Source organism: Spiroplasma endosymbiont of Tipula paludosa, from assembly GCF_964264785.1.
Lineage (GTDB): Bacteria > Bacillota_I > Bacilli_A > Mycoplasmatales > Nriv7 > Nriv7.
In genome coordinates this window covers 503778-524172 of the sequence record NZ_OZ183484.1, presented here as the reverse complement: position 1 = coordinate 524172, position 20395 = coordinate 503778, and the positions used below count along the sequence as shown (strand labels likewise).

At 25.0% G+C, this 20395-nt stretch carries 26 protein-coding genes; 18 read left to right on the top strand and 8 right to left on the bottom strand.

What is annotated here, in order from left to right; all coding sequences use genetic code 4:
* Positions 1 to 547 precede the first annotated feature (547 nt).
* From ACFEL5_RS03050 to ACFEL5_RS03030, 5 genes are all read left to right on the top strand, one after another.
* Positions 548 to 877: a hypothetical protein gene (locus tag ACFEL5_RS03050; RefSeq protein ID WP_375315655.1), complete on the top strand. Its 330-nt coding sequence runs from the start codon at positions 548 to 550 to the stop codon at positions 875 to 877.
* Between the two features lie 280 nt (positions 878 to 1157).
* The gene (locus ACFEL5_RS03045) at positions 1158 to 1457 is read left to right on the top strand and encodes a hypothetical protein (RefSeq protein ID WP_375315654.1); all 300 of its coding nucleotides are present in this window, start codon (positions 1158 to 1160) and stop codon (positions 1455 to 1457) included.
* Between the two features lie 29 nt (positions 1458 to 1486).
* A complete protein-coding gene (locus ACFEL5_RS03040; RefSeq protein ID WP_215825617.1) occupies positions 1487 to 1699 on the top strand; it encodes a hypothetical protein in 213 nt (70 codons plus the stop codon).
* A gap of 164 nt (positions 1700 to 1863) precedes the next feature.
* Positions 1864 to 2094, top strand: coding sequence for a hypothetical protein (locus ACFEL5_RS03035; protein WP_375315653.1), 231 nt, complete (start codon positions 1864 to 1866; stop codon positions 2092 to 2094).
* Between the two features lie 15 nt (positions 2095 to 2109).
* The gene (locus ACFEL5_RS03030) at positions 2110 to 2349 is read left to right on the top strand and encodes a hypothetical protein (protein ID WP_375315652.1); all 240 of its coding nucleotides are present in this window, start codon (positions 2110 to 2112) and stop codon (positions 2347 to 2349) included.
* Positions 2350 to 2554: 205 nt separating this feature from the next.
* Here ACFEL5_RS03030 and ACFEL5_RS03025 read toward each other — a convergent pair whose 3' ends face one another.
* Positions 2555 to 4645: an IS30 family transposase gene (locus tag ACFEL5_RS03025; RefSeq protein WP_375315651.1), complete on the bottom strand. Its 2091-nt coding sequence runs from the start codon at positions 4643 to 4645 to the stop codon at positions 2555 to 2557.
* Positions 4646 to 4850: 205 nt separating this feature from the next.
* Between ACFEL5_RS03025 and ACFEL5_RS03020 the strand changes: the two genes are divergently transcribed.
* Positions 4851 to 5243, top strand: coding sequence for a transposase family protein (locus ACFEL5_RS03020; RefSeq protein ID WP_375315019.1), 393 nt, complete (start codon positions 4851 to 4853; stop codon positions 5241 to 5243).
* Positions 5244 to 5245: 2 nt separating this feature from the next.
* A complete protein-coding gene (locus ACFEL5_RS03015) occupies positions 5246 to 5668 on the top strand; it encodes a transposase family protein (protein WP_342224593.1) in 423 nt (140 codons plus the stop codon).
* Between the two features lie 6 nt (positions 5669 to 5674).
* Here the strand turns inward: ACFEL5_RS03015 and ACFEL5_RS03010 are convergent, their stop codons facing one another.
* Positions 5675 to 6943 carry a hypothetical protein gene (locus ACFEL5_RS03010; protein ID WP_375315650.1) on the bottom strand — a complete coding sequence of 423 codons (1269 nt, stop codon included), beginning with the start codon at positions 6941 to 6943 and terminating at the stop codon, positions 5675 to 5677.
* Positions 6944 to 7149: 206 nt separating this feature from the next.
* Here ACFEL5_RS03010 and ACFEL5_RS03005 point away from each other — a divergent pair, with 206 nt between their 5' ends.
* Both ACFEL5_RS03005 and ACFEL5_RS03000 read left to right on the top strand, forming a co-directional pair.
* Complete coding sequence (locus tag ACFEL5_RS03005; RefSeq protein ID WP_375315649.1) at positions 7150 to 7764, top strand: IS30 family transposase; 615 nt, start codon at positions 7150 to 7152, stop codon at positions 7762 to 7764.
* Positions 7765 to 7854: 90 nt separating this feature from the next.
* Entirely contained in the window at positions 7855 to 8097 is a 243-nt protein-coding gene (locus ACFEL5_RS03000; RefSeq protein ID WP_342277269.1) for a helix-turn-helix domain-containing protein, read from the top strand.
* Here the strand turns inward: ACFEL5_RS03000 and ACFEL5_RS02995 are convergent.
* From ACFEL5_RS02995 to ACFEL5_RS02980, 4 genes are all read right to left on the bottom strand, one after another.
* Positions 8094 to 9017 (bottom strand): IS30 family transposase, encoded by a 924-nt coding sequence (locus tag ACFEL5_RS02995; RefSeq protein WP_375315648.1) that lies wholly within the window; start codon positions 9015 to 9017, stop codon positions 8094 to 8096. The genes ACFEL5_RS03000 and ACFEL5_RS02995 overlap by 4 nt on opposite strands.
* Before the next feature lie 152 nt (positions 9018 to 9169).
* A complete protein-coding gene (locus ACFEL5_RS02990; protein WP_342224590.1) occupies positions 9170 to 9535 on the bottom strand; it encodes a transposase family protein in 366 nt (121 codons plus the stop codon).
* A gap of 59 nt (positions 9536 to 9594) precedes the next feature.
* Positions 9595 to 9987 carry a transposase family protein gene (locus ACFEL5_RS02985; protein WP_375315019.1) on the bottom strand — a complete coding sequence of 131 codons (393 nt, stop codon included), beginning with the start codon at positions 9985 to 9987 and terminating at the stop codon, positions 9595 to 9597.
* A gap of 52 nt (positions 9988 to 10039) precedes the next feature.
* Positions 10040 to 10168, bottom strand: coding sequence for a hypothetical protein (locus tag ACFEL5_RS02980; protein ID WP_375315275.1), 129 nt, complete (start codon positions 10166 to 10168; stop codon positions 10040 to 10042).
* A 50-nt stretch (positions 10169 to 10218) separates the two neighbouring features.
* On the opposite strand from ACFEL5_RS02980, the gene ACFEL5_RS02975 reads away from it, so the two are divergent.
* The 9 genes from ACFEL5_RS02975 to ACFEL5_RS02935 all read left to right on the top strand — a co-directional run bounded on the left by ACFEL5_RS02975 (position 10219) and on the right by ACFEL5_RS02935 (position 17186).
* A complete protein-coding gene (locus ACFEL5_RS02975; protein ID WP_375315762.1) occupies positions 10219 to 11118 on the top strand; it encodes an IS30 family transposase in 900 nt (299 codons plus the stop codon).
* A 157-nt stretch (positions 11119 to 11275) separates the two neighbouring features.
* Entirely contained in the window at positions 11276 to 12049 is a 774-nt protein-coding gene (locus ACFEL5_RS02970; protein ID WP_375315647.1) for an IS30 family transposase, read from the top strand.
* A 434-nt stretch (positions 12050 to 12483) separates the two neighbouring features.
* Entirely contained in the window at positions 12484 to 13077 is a 594-nt protein-coding gene (gene infC, locus ACFEL5_RS02965) for a translation initiation factor IF-3 (protein WP_375315646.1), read from the top strand.
* A complete protein-coding gene (rpmI, locus tag ACFEL5_RS02960; protein WP_338967542.1) occupies positions 13034 to 13228 on the top strand; it encodes a 50S ribosomal protein L35 in 195 nt (64 codons plus the stop codon). Before infC ends, rpmI begins: the two co-directional genes overlap by 44 nt.
* A 15-nt stretch (positions 13229 to 13243) precedes the next feature.
* Positions 13244 to 13609, top strand: a complete 366-nt coding sequence (rplT, locus tag ACFEL5_RS02955; RefSeq protein WP_338967539.1) for a 50S ribosomal protein L20 — start codon at positions 13244 to 13246, stop codon at positions 13607 to 13609.
* Between the two features lie 119 nt (positions 13610 to 13728).
* The gene (locus tag ACFEL5_RS02950) at positions 13729 to 14226 is read left to right on the top strand and encodes a dUTP diphosphatase (RefSeq protein WP_342189501.1); all 498 of its coding nucleotides are present in this window, start codon (positions 13729 to 13731) and stop codon (positions 14224 to 14226) included.
* A gap of 13 nt (positions 14227 to 14239) precedes the next feature.
* On the top strand, positions 14240 to 15175 hold the full coding sequence (locus ACFEL5_RS02945; protein WP_342189500.1) for a TMEM164 family acyltransferase: 936 nt from the start codon (positions 14240 to 14242) through the stop codon (positions 15173 to 15175).
* 18 nt (positions 15176 to 15193) lie between these two features.
* On the top strand, positions 15194 to 15874 hold the full coding sequence (locus tag ACFEL5_RS02940; protein ID WP_338967528.1) for a SprT family zinc-dependent metalloprotease: 681 nt from the start codon (positions 15194 to 15196) through the stop codon (positions 15872 to 15874).
* Positions 15875 to 16241: 367 nt separating this feature from the next.
* On the top strand, positions 16242 to 17186 hold the full coding sequence (locus ACFEL5_RS02935; RefSeq protein ID WP_338966716.1) for an IS30 family transposase: 945 nt from the start codon (positions 16242 to 16244) through the stop codon (positions 17184 to 17186).
* Here the strand turns inward: ACFEL5_RS02935 and ACFEL5_RS02930 are convergent.
* Positions 17170 to 17838, bottom strand: a complete 669-nt coding sequence (locus ACFEL5_RS02930) for a hypothetical protein (protein ID WP_375315645.1) — start codon at positions 17836 to 17838, stop codon at positions 17170 to 17172. The two genes, ACFEL5_RS02935 and ACFEL5_RS02930, sit on opposite strands and share 17 nt — an antisense overlap.
* 17 nt (positions 17839 to 17855) lie before the next feature.
* A complete protein-coding gene (gene parC / locus ACFEL5_RS02925; RefSeq protein ID WP_342189902.1) occupies positions 17856 to 20381 on the bottom strand; it encodes a DNA topoisomerase IV subunit A in 2526 nt (841 codons plus the stop codon).
* Between the last annotated feature and the right edge of the window lie 14 nt (positions 20382 to 20395).

Below are 20395 nucleotides of genomic sequence, written 5' to 3'. Positions count from 1 at the left end.
TAAATACAAAGATAAAAATGAATTTTATAGTTTAGTCGGCATAAAATGTTATAGTTATGTACCAAGTCTAATACTGTTTGTAAATAAATAAACTGGTTTATTTATTAAACTGATTAAATATTCATTGGTAATTCCTGAATTAATAAACAAAATGTCATTATTATTAATTAGTTCATTAGTTTTTGTTGCTAGAAATATTTTATTATTGTCAATATCTAATAATTTAATTTGTGTAGAAACCATATACATATGACAAGATTTTGGTTTCTACAAACTTGCTTTTAATTAATAAATAAATACGAGCTCATTTATTTATTACAAGAAATATAAGGTTAAATTAATATTTATTATTTTTAGTTATGCCTTGTATTTTTTTGTGCCTTGATAGTAATAAACTAAGTTAATTAGTAAACGAAGTTTACTAACAAATTTTGTTAAACATAAATGTTTAAAAAAATAAATATTTAACTTAGTTAAAAGACTAAGTAACTAAGTTAAATATAACTCTTAGTTTAGTATAACTAAATATTGTAAGGATGGTATGTATATGCGAAATATTGAAAATATTTTTTTAAATACTGAAAAATATCTTTTAAAAGAAACACAAAATGCAGTACTTATTAAAGCACCAGCAATTCCGTGATTGTATGAATCTACTGGTATTTGGTTTTCAAAACGATTTGTTTATAAAGGAAAATATGAAAATTCTATTTGTATCGGAATAATTAAAGATGGTGAGTATCAGTTAGTTTTAGTTAATAAAAAAGGTCAAAAATCTAGTTTGATTTTAGATCATGAGTTGTTAGGTTTTTTTGTTGCTGAAAAAGAACATGATAAAAAGGTTGTAAGTTTTGATTATTTTAAAAATTCATTTTAAAAATGTTTTACGGTGTTTTAAAGATAAGGGGTAAAAAAAATATATCTTAGTTGGCTTTTATGGTGTTTAAACGGTGCGGAAAGCGTATGCTCCGCCCGTTAATTATCTATGTTAGTTGAGTTATTTAACTAAGTTATTGCAATTTTTTTGAGGAGTTTTAGAAATGAAAATGTGAGTTAATGTGGATGAGTCTGGCAAAGATTATTGTCAAGAGTTTATATATTCTATTAATAAAAAAACTGGATAGTGTGTGATTTAACAGTTAGGTAGGTGTATGATAATGAGTAATGAGAATAGTTGTTTATTAAAGTTGAAGTTTGTGCCTTATGGTAATCGTTTGGATGTAAATAGTTCTGTGGTACTTTCTAAGCGTGTCGCTGGTTTGTGTGATGATTGTGGATTGTTTCGTTTTTGTAATAAGGTATTGTTTGATGGTGTTGAGTGTGTTGGTGTTTTGTCTGCTAAGTCTAGTCGCCTCAGCCTCCTAGAGAGTGAGACATCTGTGTCTGCATCTGCAGTTGAATCTGTTAGAACTGATTTAGTCGGTGATAATTGACTTTGTGTTGATATTGCATATTAAAAGATTAAAAAATTAAGGAGAAAAGAAAGATGAGTATATTTGGACTAGTGTTTTTTACGATTTTAACATTATTACTAGCATATTATATTGCGGTTAATATTTATCGGTTTTTTAAAGATAAAAAGAAATATGGTAGTGAAGCAAAGCAGTTGCCAAAAGATTTTACTTATTCACAACGAATATTTATTGCAAAGTTTAAGCGAAATTTATTAGAACAAGATGAAAAAGAAATTAAAAAGTAGGTTTAGAAAATGTTTAAAAAAATAATTATTGAGTTAATTGAATTAATTTATCCAACTGCCGATTTACCACCCCAAGTTGTATTTTTGTTTTCAATTTTAATAATTGTAATGCTCTTCTCAGCCATTATTTTTCTGCTCTTTTGACCTTTTAAGCGGTAATTATTATGTTTTTACTTGCTTGAAAAGATTTAGATTGAGAAATGACAAAATTGTATTTTTGGGATTTATTTATTCAAATTAAAGTTATTCCGGCGTGAGTTTCTGGTAAAGAAATTGATTTAACCAAAGAACTACTTTGACTTTTAATAGCAAATATTGCGTTTTGAATGGTATTAGTAATTATTGTCTTATTTATGGTTATTTTATTTTATAAAGTTAAATCATATTTTGTTTAGAAAGGGGGTGATTATATGATTGGAACTTTCTTAGCAGAAGCACCGGCAGTAGCTGTTACTGGCGAGCAAGCGGTTACTAACTTATGAAAAGCGTTAATTGGAGCGTTTGGTCACATTTGAACCGATATTATTGGTGGTAATATGCCTAATGTTGTTATTTTTTTTGCTACATATTGAGTTTTCTTGCTTGGTGTAATTATTGGTTTATTTTTAATTGCTTTCAAAATGTTTGAAAAATTAATGCCCGGCAGATAGTAATAAAAATAAGGAGAGTGTGATTTAAGTGATGCTATTGTTTAAAAAAATAAATTTAAGATTATATGATTTTGTCGCTTTAAATCGCACTTTATTTATTATTGCGTGATTCTACGGTGCGATTTTGTATTATTATAATCCTCAAAGTTGACGAATGTTATTTGATATTATTTATTTATTAGCCAAATTGTAAAGTTAAGTGCAACTAAATTATTTTTCTAACCAAATATTCGATTGGCGAAAGATAATTTAGTATTTTTCTTGGTCTTTGGTTTAAAGACAATATAAATTTATGAACTGCATTTTTAGTAGTGTTTGAAAAATTAAATTTTTTAGGAAATTTTTCTCTAATTAAACCATTAGTATTTTCATTAGTACCTCTTTGTCAAGGTGAATATGCATCAGCAAAATAAATTTTCACATTTAAATTTTTTTCAAGTTGTTGTCAATTAGCAAATTCTTTACCCCTATCAAATGTTATAGTCTTAACAAGATTATTTGGAAGAATTGATAAATAATGACTAATATTTTTGTTAATAACTTTAGTAGTTCTATTTTCAACTAATATTGCTAAAGTAAATCTTGATGTTCTTTCAACTAAAGTTATTAAACATGATTTACTTTTACCTCGTGATGATACTACAGTATCACCTTCTCAATGGCCAAGAGTTATGCGATTATTAACATTTCGTTCTTCAATGGATTTACCATTAAATTTACCCCGATTTTCTTGAGATTTTCGTTTCTTACCTTTTCTTCTTAAATTTTTACTAGTAACCTTTTCAAGTAATCCAGAATAAATTCAATTGTAAATTGTTTTAAAACTAATAATTCATTCTTGATGAAAATTTTTAATTCTGCCATAAATTTGTTCAGGCGATCAACCTAATAATAATTTTTGTTGTACATATTTTACTAATTCTCTATTTTTAAATTTATGAAAATAAACATGTAATTGTTTTCTATTTTCTGCTTTATTTTGTGCAATTAATGAAAAATAATGATTATTATCTTGATGAATTGAAGTTGGCAACGCAATATTAGATGTTGAATGATGATGAAAAGCAAAATACATTCATGTTCCGGCAATTGCTAATCCTCCAATTACTAAGGATAGCCCTAGAGTTTCCGGAGCCAGAGTGGCAGCAGTACCAGTTTCCCCAGCGATAATTCCACCTTCAACTGCTGCTGTTTCGGCAACAGTAATTGTTTCTGCAGCGGCTAAGCTTTCTGTTGTGCTTGTTGATAAGAGCGGAGTCATTTCCATTGCTTCTGCATTTGTGGCACTAGTAGCAGCGGTGCCACTAACAGTCATTTTTGTTCCATAAGCTGTTAATGCACCCCCACTTAAAGCTGCTAATCCAGCATTTGTTAATTTTTCTTTAAAAGCTTTTTTATCATTTTCAGATAATGTTTGATAATAACGATTAATTTCATTTAATTTTTTTAATTTTTCTTCTTTTGAAAGAGCGTTGTATTTATTTATTGCCTTGGTAGCTGTTATTTGTGCGTTGATAATATTTTTGTTTATTGGTTTATTTACTACAGGTACATTTTGCTTGACTTTATTATTGTTTTTAATTAAGTTAATTTCTAAATTTTCATCATTTTTTAAACTAATTTGTTCTATTTGTTGATCTAAAAAATAATATTCATTATTTTTTAATTGTAATGGATTTAAATTTAATTTATCGTTATTAACATTTGAATTTAAAACTTTTCTAGATAAAATTTCATAATATTGATCATGATCATTTTCTGTTATTTTTTGTTGATTACTTTTTCCTGCAACTCCATTATTTCCATCTGGCCCTGGAGTAGTGCTATGATTTAATTTTCGTTGCTTATTAGATTTATCATCTTTTTCATCATTATTAAAATTTTGTAATCTTTTATTATTACCAATACTAAATATTATATTTACTGATCCAAAAAAATTAGAATTATTACTTCTAATTATGGCTGAATTTGAAGTAATATGTTCAACAATTATTTCGTCGTATCTTAATCTATAGTTTGGATTTGCTATTAATACAGCATTAGTAATTGTTACTGAATTATTATCAAGTAATATACCTAAATCAGTATTAGTAATAATAGATGATAAATCTATATTAATAGAATTAAAATTTACAATTACTGACCCAATATTTATTGGATTATTTCTTACCATAACTAATACTGAATTTGGAGTAATATAATTAGCTATTGTTATACTATTGGTTGTTAAGCCGGAATTCGGATTTGCTCTTATTATTGCTTCTCTAATTGTTGGCGTGCTATCATCAGGTAACATACCTAAATTAGTATTAGTAATAATAGATGATAAATCTATATTAATAGAATTAAAATTTACAATTACTGACCCAATAAAATTGTTATTATTACTTCTAATTATTGCTGTATTTAATGTAATACATTCAATAATTATACTAGACTTGGTACATAACCTTTAATTTTATCTACTATTTTGATAATATTATTTACTAGGTGAAGTACAAATGCTAGATAAATACAAAGACGAAAATGAATTTTATAGTCTAATAGGCATAAAATATAAAACTTTCATGAAAATGGTAGAAATTTTAAAAGAAGCTAAAGCTAAACAAAAACAAATTGGTGGTAGACCAAATAAATTATCAATAGAGCAAAGATTACTTATGACTTTAGAATACTGAAAAGAATATAGTACATATCGTATTATTGCAAAAAAATATAATATTAGTCATGTTAGTTGTATTCGTAATATCTTTTGAGTTGAAAATACTCTAATAAAAAATAGTCACTTTCATATACCTGGCAAAAAGATATTATTGGAACATAAAGTTACTAATAATAATTTATTAGCAATTGATGCTACAGAAATTCCAATTGAAAGAATTAAAAAAAACTAAAATTATTATTTTCTGGTAAGAAAAGGCAACATTCATTAAAATCACAAATAATTATTGATTTATTTAACAATAAAATTATTTCAGTAGATTTTTGTTATGGCAGTATTCATGATTATAAGTTATTTTTAAAATCAAATACACTTATAAATCCAAAATTAGAATTAATTGCCGATTCAGGCTATCAAGGTTTGCAAAATGTTCATAAAAATACATTATTGCCAATTAAAAAGAGTAAAAATAATCCCTTAAATCCAGATAAAAAGGAATATAATAGCTTTTTAAGTAAAGTTAGAATTGCCATTGAACATGTTTTTGCTAGATTAAAAAGATTTAAAATACTAGTTTATCGTTATCGCAATAAGATTAGAAGATTTGGATTACGATTTAACTTAATTTCAGGAATATATAATTTTGAATTAAGCTAGTTATAGTTATGTACCAAGTCTACTATTGATTGTTAAGCCGGAGTTTGGATTTGCTATTAATAAAGCATTAAAAATGTGTATAGGACTATTAAAATGTAAATTTCCTAAATTATTATTAAGATATGATAAATCTATCGCAAAAGGAGTAAAGGTTAAATTTGTTGCTCCAATATAATTTTTATTATTACTTCTAATTCTAGCTGTATTTAAAGTAATATAATAAAATTCTATACTATTGGTTGTTAAGCCAAGGTTCGGATTTGCTCTTATTATTGCTTCTCTAATTGTTAGTGCACTATTATCAGGTAATATACCTAAATCAGTATTAGTAATAATAGATGATAAATCTAGCCTACAAGGAGTAAAAGTTACAGTGATTATATCATCATAATCAAAATTTCCAGTAGAATGAAATTCGTGCGTTGAAGAACTACTGTTAGTTGTCTGATTAAATAAAATTTCAGCTGAATTTCTTGCAATATTTCTAACTTCTAGTCTTACATATCTACCATTATTAAATAAGTTATTTGCTTGTTCTAATACATTAATAATTGTTGTTTTTGAATTATCATTTAATGTGCCCAAATCATTATTAGTAATAAATGTTCTTAAACTTAAATATCTAGGCATAAAAATTACATTTATTGAAAGTATATAATTAATGTTTGAGCTTTCTATTAATGCCGAACCACTTGTTAAATTTGTAACTATTAAATCATCAACTGTTAATAAATGCTCTAAATTATTTCTTTCTATAAATTGTCTTGCGATTGTTTGTAACCTATTATTTAAAATGGTATTTAAATTTAAAATAGCATTTTCATTTGTTATACCTAAAAATTCATTAAAATTAACTATATCAGAATCAAAATTAATAGTAAAAGTTAAAGTTCTTGGTAATGGTGCAAGTTCTCAATTTCTAAAATGAACAATGGCTGAATTCGTTGTAATCTCTTCAAGTTCAATATTCTCTAAAAAATCTTGTCTTGATAAGATTGGGTGATTAATTTCACTTAATCTTTTTATAACACTATTTTTATTAACTTTTTTTATTTCACCAATATTAATTGTTGTGATTATATTTTTTAACGATGGCGGAATTTCTCTTTTATTTCTTTTTAAGCTTTCTAAACTATTTATTTTTGAATAATTAATTTCACTATCTAATAATTTTATTTCTTTTTCTTGTATTGAAACAAGACTTGTTGTTGTCACAGTTAACATGGCACTACTAGCAATTGTAACAGTTCCTAATAATTCTAAAAGCTTTTTCATTTTTTTACATGCCTTTCTTTCTTGTTCTTAAATTATTTTTAAGATAAGTAAAATTGTACTATAAATGTAATTAAAATAATTTTAAAAATTTATTATTTGCTGAATTATACTTGTAAGTGCAAGTAAATAAAATTGCAAAAGATTTCATATAAAAATTTCATGATGCTAAGTTTATTTTAGAAAAAGTAAATTTAAGGAGTTTTTATATGGGATACAAACATCTTGGCATAGATGAAAGAATTTATATTGAGAATCAATTGAAATTTAAAGTAAAAATTAGTGAAATAGCTAAAAATCTTAATCGAAGTATTAGTACTATTAATCGAGAAGTTAATAGAAATAAAGATAATAATCATTATTTTTCATTAATTGCACAAAATAAAGCAGAAAATAGAAAACAATTACATGTTTATTTTCATAAATTTAAAAATAGAGAATTAGTAAAATATGTACAACAAAAATTATTATTAGGTTGATCGCCTGAACAAATTTATGGCAGAATTAAAAATTTTCATCAAGAATGAATTATTAGTTTTAAAACAATTTACAATTGAATTTATTCTGGATTACTTGAAAAGGTTACTAGTAAAAATTTAAGAAGAAAAGGTAAGAAACGAAAATCTCAAGAAAATCGGGGTAAATTTAATGGTAAATCCATTGAAGAACGAAATGTTAATAATCGCATAACTCTTGGCCATTGAGAAGGTGATACTGTAGTATCATCACGAGGTAAAAGTAAATCATGTTTAATAACTTTAGTTGAAAGAACATCAAGATTTACTTTAGCAATATTAGTTGAAAATGCTGAATTATACTTGTAAGTGCAAGTAAATAAAATTGCAAAAGATTTCATATAAAAATTTCATGATGCTAAGTTTATTTTAGAAAAAGTAAATTTAAGGAGTTTTTATATGGGATACAAACATCTTGGCATAGATGAAAGAATTTATATTGAGAATCAATTGAAATTTAAAGTAAAAATTAGTGAAATAGCTAAAAATCTTAATCGAAGTATTAGTACTATTAATCGAGAAGTTAATAGAAATAAAGATAATAATCATTATTTTTCATTAATTGCACAAAATAAAGCAGAAAATAGAAAACAATTACATGTTTATTTTCATAAGCCAAATTGTAAAGTTAAGTGCAACTAAATTATTTTTCTAACCAAATATTCGATTGACGAAAGATAATTTAGTATTTTTCTTGGTCTTTGGTTTAAAGACAATATAAATTTATGAACTGCATTTTTAGTAGTGTTTGAAAAATTAAATTTTTTAGGAAATTTTTCTCTAATTAAACCATTAGTATTTTCATTAGTACCTCTTTGTCAAGGTGAATATGCATCAGCAAAATAAATTTTCACATTTAAATTTTTTTCAAGTTGTTGTCAATTAGCAAATTCTTTACCCCTATCAAATGTTATAGTCTTAACAAGATTATTTGGAAGAATTGATAAATAATGACTAATATTTTTGTTAATAACTTTAGTAGTTCTATTTTCAACTAATATTGCTAAAGTAAATCTTGATGTTCTTTCAACTAAAGTTATTAAACATGATTTACTTTTACCTCGTGATGATACTACAGTATCACCTTCTCAATGGCCAAGAGTTATGCGATTATTAACATTTCGTTCTTTAATGGATTTACCATTAAATTTACCCCGATTTTCTTGAGATTTTCGTTTCTTACCTTTTCTTCTTAAATTTTTACTAGTAACCTTTTCAAGTAATCCAGAATAAATTCAATTGTAAATTGTTTTAAAACTAATAATTCATTCTTGATGAAAATTTTTAATTCTGCCATAAATTTGTTCAGGCGATCAACCTAATAATAATTTTTGTTGTACATATTTTACTAATTCTCTATTTTTAAATTTATGAAAATAAACATGTAATTGTTTTCTATTTTCTGCTTTATTTTGTGCAATTAATGAAAAATAATGATTATTATCTTTATTTCTATTAACTTCTCGATTAATAGTACTAATACTTCGATTAAGATTTTTAGCTATTTCACTAATTTTTACTTGCTGAATTATACTTGTAAGTGCAAGTAAATAAAATTGCAAAAGATTTCATATAAAAATTTCATGATGCTAAGTTTATTTTAGAAAAAGTAAATTTAAGGAGTTTTTATATGGGATACAAACATCTTGGCATAGATGAAAGAATTTATATTGAGAATCAATTGAAATTTAAAAGACTTGGTACATAACTATAACTAGCTTAATTCAAAATTATATATTCCTGAAATTAAGTTAAATCGTAATCCAAATCTTCTAATCTTATTGCGATAACGATAAACTAGTATTTTAAATCTTTTTAATCTAGCAAAAACATGTTCAATGGCAATTCTAACTTTACTTAAAAAGCTATTATATTCCTTTTTATCTGGATTTAAGGGATTATTTTTACTCTTTTTAATTGGCAATAATGTATTTTTATGAACATTTTGCAAACCTTGATAGCCTGAATCGGCAATTAATTCTAATTTTGGATTTATAAGTGTATTTGATTTTAAAAATAACTTATAATCATGAATACTGCCATAACAAAAATCTACTGAAATAATTTTATTGTTAAATAAATCAATAATTATTTGCGATTTTAATGAATGTTGCCTTTTCTTACCAGAAAATAATAATTTTAGTTTTTTTTAATTCTTTCAATTGGAATTTCTGTAGCATCAATTGCTAATAAATTATTATTAGTAACTTTATGTTCCAATAATATCTTTTTGCCAGGTATATGAAAGTGACTATTTTTTATTAGAGTATTTTCAACTCAAAAGATATTACGAATACAACTAACATGACTAATATTATATTTTTTTGCAATAATACGATATGTACTATATTCTTTTCAGTATTCTAAAGTCATAAGTAATCTTTGCTCTATTGATAATTTATTTGGTCTACCACCAATTTGTTTTTGTTTAGCTTTAGCTTCTTTTAAAATTTCTACCATTTTCATGAAAGTTTTATATTTTATGCCTATTAGACTATAAAATTCATTTTCGTCTTTGTATTTATCTAACATTTGTACTTCACCTAGTAAATAATATTATCAAAATAGTAGATAAAATTAAAGGTTATGTACCAAGTCTATTGTGTAAAAATTCAATAATATGATAAAATAGTAATAGACTTGGTACATAACTATAACATTTTATGCCGACTAAACTATAAAATTCATTTTTATCTTTGTATTTATCTAACATTTGTATTTCATCTAAAAAATAATTATCAAAATAGTAGATAAAATTAAAGGTTATGTACCAAGTCTAAAGTAAAAATTAGTGAAATAGCTAAAAATCTTAATCGAAGTATTAGTACTATTAATCGAGAAGTTAATAGAAATAAAGATAATAATCATTATTTTTCATTAATTGCACAAAATAAAGCAGAAAATAGAAAACAATTACATGTTTATTTTCATAAATTTAAAAATAGAGAATTAGTAAAATATGTACAACAAAAATTATTATTAGGTTGATCGCCTGAACAAATTTATGGCAGAATTAAAAATTTTCATCAAGAATGAATTATTAGTTTTAAAACAATTTACAATTGAATTTATTCTGGATTACTTGAAAAGGTTACTAGTAAAAATTTAAGAAGAAAAGGTAAGAAACGAAAATCTCAAGAAAATCGGGGTAAATTTAATGGTAAATCCATTAAAGAACGAAATGTTAATAATCGCATAACTCTTGGCCATTGAGAAGGTGATACTGTAGTATCATCACGAGGTAAAAGTAAATCATGTTTAATAACTTTAGTTGAAAGAACATCAAGATTTACTTTAGCAATATTAGTTGAAAATAGAACTACTAAAGTTATTAACAAAAATATTAGTCATTATTTATCAATTCTTCCAAATAATCTTGTTAAGACTATAACATTTGATAGGGGTAAAGAATTTGCTAATTGACAACAACTTGAAAAAAATTTAAATGTGAAAATTTATTTTGCTGATGCATATTCACCTTGACAAAGAGGTACTAATGAAAATACTAATGGTTTAATTAGAGAAAAATTTCCTAAAAAATTTAATTTTTCAAACACTACTAAAAATGCAGTTCATAAATTTATATTGTCTTTAAACCAAAGACCAAGAAAAATACTAAATTATCTTTCGCCAATCGAATATTTGGTTAGAAAAATAATTTAGTTGCACTTAACTTTACAATTTGGCACTTTAAATTTCAATTGATTCTCAATATAAATTCTTTCATCTATGCCAAGATGTTTGTATCCCATATAAAAACTCCTTAAATTTACTTTTTCTAAAATAAACTTAGCATCATGAAATTTTTATATGAAATCTTTTGCAATTTTATTTACTTGCACTTACAAGTATAATTCAGCATAAATTTAAAAATAGAGAATTAGTAAAATATGTACAACAAAAATTATTATTAGGTTGATCGCCTGAACAAATTTATGGCAGAATTAAAAATTTTCATCAAGAATGAATTATTAGTTTTAAAACAATTTACAATTGAATTTATTCTGGATTACTTGAAAAGGTTACTAGTAAAAATTTAAGAAGAAAAGGTAAGAAACGAAAATCTCAAGAAAATCGGGGTAAATTTAATGGTAAATCCATTAAAGAACGAAATGTTAATAATCGCATAACTCTTGGCCATTGAGAAGGTGATACTGTAGTATCATTACGAGGTAAAAGTAAATCATGTTTAATAACTTTAGTTGAAAGAACATCAAGATTTACTTTAGCAATATTAGTTGAAAATAGAACTACTAAAGTTATTAACAAAAATATTAGTCATTATTTATCAATTCTTCCAAATAATCTTGTTAAGACTATAACATTTGATAGGGGTAAAGAATTTGCTAATTGACAACAACTTGAAAAAAATTTAAATGTGAAAATTTATTTTGCTGATGCATATTCACCTTGACAAAGAGGTACTAATGAAAATACTAATGGTTTAATTAGAGAAAAATTTCCTAAAAAATTTAATTTTTCAAACACTACTAAAAATGCAGTTCATAAATTTATATTGTCTTTAAACCAAAGACCAAGAAAAATACTAAATTATCTTTCGCCAATCGAATATTTGGTTAGAAAAATAATTTAGTTGCACTTAACTTTACAATTTGGCATACATTTAAGTAAGTAAAAATATTAGTTAAAATTTAATAATTTTTTATTGTGTAAAAATTCAATAATATGATAAAATGGTAATGAATAAAAATGACAATAACAAGAAAGGTAGGGTTAGTTTAGTAATTAAATAATATAATTAGCTGATTGTTTTACTTCTTCAAAGCAAAATACCTAAGAAAACTAAACGCGACCAAGTTTAATATTTTTTTGCATTTTTATTTATTTATGTTATTATTTATAGGAACATAAATAAAAGAAAGTAGTGTTACACTCACCTGATAGCAACATATTATCGTTATGGGTAAACAGCTAATAATAATTTTAGATTTAAAATCTAAATATTTTAATGGTGAGTGTGTATTAGTACACACTTTTTCTATGTTGTTATAGGAGGTTTTCTATTTTATGAAACATAAGCCAAATACTGATTTTATTAACCAAAATATTCCTTTTCGTGAAGTTTTAGTTATTGATCAAGATGGCAATCAATTAGGTGTGATGTCACGAAATGATGCTTTAAGGACTGCTAAAGAGCAAGGACTAGATTTGTTTGTTGTTGCACCTAATGTTAATCCGCCAGTGTCGAAAATTTTAGATTATGGCAGATATAAGTATGAAGAGCAAAAAAAAGATAAAGATAATAAAAAAAAGCAACGAATTATTCAAAACAAAGAAATGCGTTTAACACCTAATATTGGTGAGCATGATTTGCAATTCAAAGCTAAGAAGGTAATAGAATTTTTAAAAAATGGTGATCGGGTTAAAATATCTTTAAAGTTTCGAGGTAGGGAATCACATCGTAAAGAGTTTGGTTATGAAACATTAATGCGGTTTTATGATTTAGTAAAAGAGTATTGTGAAATTGAAAAAACACCAAAGTTAACTGGTCAGTTTTATGATATGTATTTAATTGCTAGAAAAGATAAAGATTTAATTAAAGAAAAGGAGCAAGAAAATGCCAAAAATGAAAACAAAAAAAGCATTACAGAAACGAATTAAAATTACTGGAACTGGTAAATGAAAGCGAAAGCATGCTTTTACTTCTCATTTAGCGCAAAATAAGTCAACTAAACAAAAACGACATTTAAGCAAAGAAGGAGCAGTACATAAAACTGATTACCGAAGATTAAAAAATTTACTACTTAGTTAGAAAGGAAATATAATAATGGCAAGAGTTAAAGGAGGCGTTACTACTAGAAAACGCCGTAAAAAGGTTTTAAAACAAGCTAAAGGTTATTTTGGTTCAAAACATACATTATTTAGAACTGCTAAAGAACAAGTAATGAAGTCTTTAGCATATGCTTATCGTGATCGTAAAAAGCGTAAATGCGAGTTTCGAAGTTTATGAATTACACGAATTAATGGTGCTGCTAGAGAATATGATATGTCTTATTCACAATTTATTAATGGTTTACATAAAGCAAATGTTGATATTAATCGAAAAATGTTATCGGAAATGGCAATTCATCAACCAGTTGAATTTAAAAAATTAGTTGATTTGTCTAAATCAGCATTAGAAAAAAAAGATTAATTTTATCTAGTAATAATTTATAAGTTATTACTAGGTTTTTTTATTTTTTTATTTGCAACTTGAAAAAATATAATTATAATAAATAAAACAATATAAGTTAGGGATGGGTGAAACATATTTTGGATTTACAATTATGAAAACAAATTATTAGTTTGCAAAAAAAGTTAGATGCAAGAATTTTAGAAGAAAAAAAATTATTAGTTGAAAAAACAATTGATAAACGATTTTTAGCTTTATTAGTAGAATTATCGGAATTTAGTAATGAATTACGATGCTTTAAATATTGATCAAATCGTATGACATATAAGTCAAAAGAATTAGTTTTAGATGAATTTATTGATTGTCTGCATTTTCTTATTAGTATTGGATTAAGTTTTAATATTGATTTAGAAGCATATTCTTATGAATTAAAGCAAGAACAAGATTTAACATTGTTAATATTAGAAACTTTTAATCATACGATTGCTTTTTGAAAAAATATTACTAATGATTATGCTAATATTTTAAATCATTTTTTTACAATTGCTAATATTTTGCAGTTTAGTTTTCAAGATATTTTTCAAGCCTATTTAAATAAAAATGAGATTAATCATCAACGAATAAGTAATAACTATTAAGGGAGAAGTAAAGATGTTTTTATCATTATATGATTTTTTTAATCCAGCAGGAAGTTCTGGTGAAGTTATTACTAAAATTGGTGTTACTTGACAATATTGATTGCCAGTTATTTTATCATTAATTGCTTTGGCTTGTTTGTTTATTTTTAAAACAGGATATGTTAAGTTAGCACAAAATAAATTATTTTTAAGAATTCTTGGTATTTTTCAAATTTTCTTATATTTTCTTTATTATTTTTTACATTTTTTATATTTATATTATTTTAAAGAATCAGGAAAAAATTTACGAGGTTGACCTTGAATTTTCCCATTTCATTTAAGTTCAATAACACAAATTATTAGTGGCATTTTATTAATTAAGGCTAATGATAAATTATTTAGTATTACTGCACCTTGAGTAGTAATTATGGTTTTTGCAAGTTTACTAATTCCAGCTGATAAATCGTATGGACCGCAACATTTTTCTTACTGGTTATATTATGTTTTACATGTTATTATCATTTTTACTTATTGATTTTTATATATGTATGGTATTGTGCAATATCATCGTGATTATTTATTATGAAGTTTTATTAGTTTAATTATATTTAGTTTAATGGCTTTAAGTTTTAATGCGTTTTCATTAGTTATTGCGAAAAATGAAAATGAAATAACTAATTTATTATTTATTGGTCGTGATGGTTATCCATTATGAGGTAGTGGTAATAATCTTGTTACTACTGCTAATATTTTTGATCGGACTGGTCGTTTGTGACCATTAGGTTATATTTTTATATTTACTTTTGGAATATTTTTTACATCTTTAGGTTATTTAATTTTAACGAAGGTGCAACCTTATTTTTCTAAAAAAGGAAATAAATTTGTTCCTTTAAAAAGAGTAAAACAACCGTGGGATTTTAAAGCTTTGGGAATAATGTTTTTAAACATTAAAACAATATTTAAAAAGTAGTATGAGGATGGTTATTAGATGCTTAAAAAGCAATTAGTTTATGAAAATGTAGCGTTGGATTATTATTTGCAACAAGGTAAAAGATTATCAGTAAGATATTATTCATCGGATATTATTGTCAATGCCCCCTTAGGAATGAAAGAACAATATATTGAGGATTTTCTTATTAGTAATTGAAAAAAATTACAGAAAATTATTAATAAGTCCTCAAAGATTTTAATTAATTTGCATCAAAAACCATATTTTGTTTATTTCTTAGATAAGAAATATGAGGTGCAAATTAATTATTTTGCTAATAACAATAAAGTTATTTTTGTCGCAACAACTGTTGTTGTTAATTTAAAAGGCAATGATGAAAAGCAACTTGTGAAAAATTTTAATAAATTTCTTAGTAAGCAAGCTGAATTATATTTGAGTTCCCGAGTGGCATTACTTGCTAAAACAATGAATTTAAGCTATCAACAACTTAAGTTTAGAGTGATGCGTAGTAAATGAGGTGTTTGTCATTTTAACAAGCAAAAAATTGTTCTAAATTCCAAAATTATGCATTTTAATTTTGAGGTTATTGACTATGTTATTATTCACGAGTTAGTACATTTATGAGAACCTAATCATAGTCAAGCATTTTGAAAATTAGTGGTGCAATTTTGTCCTAATTTTAAAGTTTGTCAGCAGATTTTAAAACAAGTTTTTTTGTAAAATTGTTCTGATTGTAAAATTAACAAAAGTAATTTGATGTTAGTGCTTAAAACAATTTAAATTTTATTAATAAATATTGAATATATATTTTTTAAATATGATAAAATATTTTTGAAGTTAGCAACATCGGTATTTAATTTAAAATTAATAATTTATATATTACATAAGAAGTGAATCATTTTTGATATTTTTTGTTTTAAAAAGGAGGAATTAGTTATAAAAAATAATTAATAAAAATTCTCATAAAAGGTTTTGATATGCTGAATTATACTTGTAAGTGCAAGTAAATAAAATTGCAAAAGATTTCATATAAAAATTTCATGATGCTAAGTTTATTTTAGAAAAAGTAAATTTAAGGAGTTTTTATATGGGATACAAACATCTTGGCATAGATGAAAGAATTTATATTGAGAATCAATTGAAATTTAAAGTAAAAATTAGTGAAATAGCTAAAAATCTTAATCGAAGTATTAGTACTATTAATCGAGAAGTTAATAGAAATAAAGATAATAATCATTATTTTTCATTAATTGCACAAAATAAAGCAGAAAATAGAAAACAATTACATGTTTATTTTCATAAATTTAAAAATAGAGAATTAGTAAAATATGTACAACAAAAATTATTATTAGGTTGATCGCCTGAACAAATTTATGGCAGAATTAAAAATTTTCATCAAGAATGAATTATTAGTTTTAAAACAATTTACAATTGAATTTATTCTGGATTACTTGAAAAGGTTACTAGTAAAAATTTAAGAAGAAAAGGTAAGAAACGAAAATCTCAAGAAAATCGGGGTAAATTTAATGGTAAATCCATTAAAGAACGAAATGTTAATAATCGCATAACTCTTGGCCATTGAGAAGGTGATACTGTAGTATCATCACGAGGTAAAAGTAAATCATGTTTAATAACTTTAGTTGAAAGAACATCAAGATTTACTTTAGCAATATTAGTTGAAAATAGAACTACTAAAGTTATTAACAAAAATATTAGTCATTATTTATCAATTCTTCCAAATAATCTTGTTAAGACTATAACATTTGATAGGGGTAAAGAATTTGCTAATTGACAACAACTTGAAAAAAATTTAAATGTGAAAATTTATTTTGCTGATGCATATTCACCTTGACAAAGAGGTACTAATGAAAATACTAATGGTTTAATTAGAGAAAAATTTCCTAAAAAATTTAATTTTTCAAACACTACTAAAAATGCAGTTCATAAATTTATATTGTCTTTAAACCAAAGACCAAGAAAAATACTAAATTATCTTTCGCCAATCGAATATTTGGTTAGAAAAATAATTTAGTTGCACTTAACTTTACAATTTGGCAATCATAATAACCATATTGTAAATACTCGTCATTATGATTAGCGATAACTTTTTGCCCTAACGCTTTCGTGTCATTAATAAATTTTTTGCTAACTAATTTATCATAATAATTATTTCTTAAAGAATTTACTAATTTATGTCAATTAATAACAAAAGCTAATTGATTAAAACCAAAATATTCGACTTTAAATTCATTAATTCATCATTGTTCTTTTTCATCTAAACACTGACATTTTTTGACATTACAATTAGGATGTTCAACAAATTCTTCTAATAATTTAATTTTAATATCATTAATACTACCATTAATATTTCTAACAAAATCATGGAGTTTACTATAAAAATGTTTACCATCTTGTTTTCCAGACTCAATATGCTCTTCATAATCAAGAGGTGACATTTTTAATAGTTTGCTTAACTGAATTTTATGTTGCTTAAATCTCTCACCAATCCCATTTTTATTTTTTGATTGACCAATATAAACAGGAATTAGTTTATTAAGTTTAACTGTTGGCAACTGAATATATAAAGCATAAATACCTTTTTTATTTAAATCATTAGAACTGTGTGACTTTTCTACTAATCATTCATATAGTTTTATTTTTTCTAAAAAACTTTTTTGAATCATAAGTTTCCTTTCATTTATTAATCATTTAAAATATCGTCCATTGATAATGATATTTGATCATTAGCATTAGATATTTTTTTATCCTTTTTTAAAGAAGAAATTAATGATGCTGATTGTAAATTATGCTTTCTTAAATCATAATAACGGTCATCTTGAATTCATTCTACATTAACATCCTCTAAAAAATAACTAACACTTTCTAATAAACGACCATAATGAACTTTATTAATGGCAAAATTTTCAATCGTATTATTTTTAGTTAAAATGTGAACTTTACTATTATTAGGAATTACAAACGATGTAATTACATAGGGAATAATAGTTTTAGTTATTTTAAAAGAATGAACCCCTTTCGCTGGACGATGTAGTAAAGGAATATTATTAATTTTAATTTTTTTAACCCCCGCTGTAGTAAAAGAAACATAACTATCATGCTCATCATTAACAACATTTAATGATACAACTTTATCATCATCTTTTAAATTAATCGCTTTAACACCTTTAGCTTTGGCACTAATAATTGCAATATCATTTTCATCATATCTAACAACAAAACCTTTTTTAGTTGTTAAAATAACTTGTTTTTTACCATTACTTAAATCAAAACCAACAACCTCATCATTGGGTTGTAAATTAATCGCTTTTAAAGCTTTAGATATTCTTGTTGCTTTAAAATCACTAATAACAGTTCTTTTAATAAATCCTAACTTAGTTGCTAAAATAACAAATTGGTCTTGAATATCAAAATCATTAATTAATATCGCACCAAGAACTCTTTCGTCACCCGTCATTGTTGAAAAGTTATTAACATGCTGTCCGATATCCTTTCAACGACTTTCTTTTACTTTATGTAAAGGAACAATACAATAATTACCTTGACTAGTAAACAGTAATAAAGTACTTAATGAAGTAGTTGATAATGAAGCAACATTAATATCTAAAGGTTTTCGGCCATAATCTTTCATATCTTGTTTAGCAACTACTTTTTCATTAATAACTTTAATATAACCATCACGCGATATCGTAACAAAAATATTTTCTTCATTAATTATTTCTGTTTTTTCAATAATAATTTCTTCCACCATATTCTCAATAACTGTTTTTCGTGGCGAATTAAATTCTTGCGAAATAGTTTGTAATTGTTGAATAATCAAAGCTTTTTGTTTTTCTTTTTTCTTAATAATTTCTTGTCAAGTTCTAATTTCTTTTTGTAAAGATTTTTCCTCTTCTTTTAAAGCATTAACATCAGTTGATGTTAAACGATACAATCGTAACGAAACAATAGCTTCTGATTGTAATTCCGTAAAATGATAAGTTTTAATTAAATTTTTCTTAGCATTAGCCTTATCAGTTGATTTACGAATCGTAGCAATAACCTTATCCAAAATTGTTGTAACTTTAATTAAACCACTAACAATTTCTAAACGAACAATCGCTTTTTCTAAATCGTATTTAGTTCTTTTTTGAACAATATCAAATTGATGTTTTAAATAAGCATCTAATAAGTTTAATATCCCCGCACAAATTGGTTTGTTATCTTCAAGAACAACCATATTAAGATTATAAGATACTTGTAAATTACTATGTTTTAATAAATATTTCCGAATTGTCTCGGCATCAGCATCCTGTTGTAAATTAATTTCAATATGAACTCCTGACATATCACTTAAATCAATAATATCCTTAATACCACTAAGTTTTTGTTCTTCTTTAATATCCGCAATTCGCGTTACTAAATCACTTTTAACAACTTCATAAGGTAACTCCTTAATAACTCATTTTCGATGACGCGGTGTCCCTTGTAATTCCATTTTACTACGAATAATAATCTTACCACGACCAGTTTTATAAGCATTTAATATTCCATCCCGTCCTTGAATAATACCACCCGTAGGTAAATCAGGCCCTTTAATAATTTTCATAATTTCTTTTAATGAACATTCAGGATTATTAAGACGATAAACTAAGGCAACAATTAATTCCGATAAGTTGTGAGGCGGAATATTGGTTGCATAACCAGCAGCAATACCCATACAACCATTTAAAAGCAAATTAGGAAAGTACGCTGGTAATACTGTCGGTTCAGTTTCTGAATCATCAAAGTTAGGGGTTCAACCAACAGTTTTTTTATCTAAGTCTTGTAATAAATACTTAGAAATTGCATTTAAACGCGTTTCGGTATATCGCATTGCCGCTGCTGAATCACCATCAATGGAACCAAAATTACCATGACCATCAATTAGTGGTACTCTTAACTTTCAAGGTTGCGCCATTCGCACCATTGCTTCATAAATGGGAACATCACCATGCGGATGATATTTACCAATTACTTCACCAACAACCCGAACTGATTTTTTGTGAGGCCGATCAAAAAATAACCCTAAATTATTCATTGCATATAAAATTCTTCTTTGCACTGGCTTTAAGCCATCACGAACATCAGGCAATGCTCGTTCTTGAATAATATATTTCGCATATAAACCAAACCGTTCAGCAACAATTTCATCTAATTCATGAACCACACTATTTCTGTTACTTTTCATTTCATTCCTCCTTT